The sequence below is a fragment of the Bartonella melophagi K-2C genome (assembly GCF_000278255.1).
GTDB classification, from domain to species: domain Bacteria; phylum Pseudomonadota; class Alphaproteobacteria; order Rhizobiales; family Rhizobiaceae; genus Bartonella; species Bartonella melophagi.
This window is the reverse complement of record NZ_JH725084.1, coordinates 111,743-113,831: the sequence shown is the minus strand read 5'-3', so window position 1 is coordinate 113,831 and position 2,089 is coordinate 111,743. Positions and strand designations below refer to the sequence as shown.

Below are 2,089 nucleotides of genomic sequence, written 5' to 3'. Positions count from 1 at the left end.
GCTTTGTAAGCTTAATACCAACACTACGAATTTGCTCATTCAACGACTTAGCATTTTGCTTGACACCATAAAGCTGCGCACCTGTTACTGCCTCGGTCGAGTCCTCTGAAAGCGCTACAGACTTTATATTTTTAATCCCCTTATCTCCAATATTAAACACAGAATTAGCCAGAGTTATTTCAGTATCTCTAATACCAATCTGCCCACCCTTTTTAACAATATGATCCAACTTCACATTCACATATACTTCCGCCCCCTCCTCTGTCTGCAAAGAGTTAGCAGAAACGTTAAAGCCTTCTTCCCCAACAAGATGCAATGCTCGACCGATACCAACACCTAAAGATGTAGTAACATGATTAACGCTAAAGTTGGCGGGCACACTAGCCGTCCACATTGAATCTTCCCACCGCCATCTTTGAAACTCTTTCAACTGTGCAACATTGATGAGATCAGTATCAAAACGACCAGCAGCTACACCCGTAATCTGTCGAGTAGCTCCCGAGGACAAATCACCAATAGCCACTTCAACCAAACTACCTTTCCACGCCCCCTTATCTTCCATTGCCATCCTATTCCTCACAGGGTCATAACCATACCTAAACTCATCGGCTCTACTACCTTCCATTTTAGTAAAGGAGCCTATAATAAGAGCCTCTTTAACGGCCCACCAATCATCTGGATTCACATAATTGTTGGGACCTAGACATACGCTTCCACGGGGTTTCAAGACAGCATCAGTCGCACACACAAATTCCTTAGGCACATGACTCACCGGACTGTTAAGCAATGGAATTCTCGGATCTATGCTAACAACACCTGTATCTGTTACATTAACAGGCACTGTATTGACAGACCAATTAACAGGATTATTTTCCTCCAAAAACCAATCCTTCGCTGTTACATCGGCATTAATTAAAGAGCGCGTACCTGCGCTCGTTAAAGCATTCACTGATACATCAGACCCACAACTACTCTCAAAGGCATAATCACCATAACCATCAGAAAGCTGATTCTTGTCTTCTGCAGATATTTTCTTGTCTAATCTTGATGAACTACGGCTAACAATCTGATCCACCCCACAAGAACGATCACCATTAGCTACCCTATCACGCCCATGATCAGCTCTACCAGCTTTTGCAGAAGCCACACCTGCATTTACACTTTGAACTGTCGATCCCGCTGAAGAAAAATGAGAAGCAAAAACTGGAGAGACGCTCGATAAAAGCGCAGCCATTACCGCCCCTAATGAGACAACTCTAACCAAAGGAACCTCAGAAAGAGACCTTTGATCGTTGAAACCTTTGTTTTTTGGAGTGATATGTACTTTTTTCATAACAAATCTTTCAAAAAAAATAAAAACATATTTGGACATAAAAAAGTCACAATTTGGCGCCATATTATTTGTTGGTAGTTTTTGTGTTGCAATAACAAACATAAAAACAAACCATAGAGCAGAGCCAATTTGCTGCTAAAAAAACACAGAAAAGTTGGGTTTTTCAGTCTTCAAATAGGTTGTTTTAGTCAATAGTGATTAATAAGGAGAGCAATTGTTTTAAAATCCTATCCTTAAAAAGTATGGTTTTAAAAGGGTGTATTTCTCATGATAAGTCCTCTTAAAATGAAAATGTTAAATAATCTGTTAGTCATCTAAAATGTAGTGCGTTATTATTAGATAAGGTTAGTTGTTGTTAGCTTAAAAGAGACATGGGAGTTTTATTCAGGTAAAAAGTATGTAATATTAGACTTTTAAAAGAATAAAGCTGTGTGAATGAGTTCTTAATAAGCGTTATTTAGTGCTCCGAGTTTTTTTGTTTGTGATCTTCTTAATTAAGAATAATTAGTTTAAATGTTACTATATCGTTTTAAGGCTTTTCGATAAAGTAAAAAGTAATTCGGCTTTATGTTAAAGGTTATATACGGGCTAGTAAATAGAAAATTAAAAAGACTTTGACTTTATTTGAAGCAAATAATTTCCTATTAAAGTAACCTCCTATTAAAGATTGAAATATGTTTCATTTCTACGTGAAACTGCGGAGTAAGCTTTTGTTGTACGGTATGATTTGTTGATGACATCTTGTAAATAAATCTG

The 2,089-nt window shown here is 37.6% G+C and carries 1 pseudogene; it reads right to left on the bottom strand.

Going from position 1 to position 2,089, the window contains the following annotated elements:
* Positions 1–1,333, bottom strand: a pseudogene (locus ME3_RS07060) (hypothetical protein); the annotation flags it as partial.
* Between the last annotated feature and the right edge of the window lie 756 nt (positions 1,334–2,089).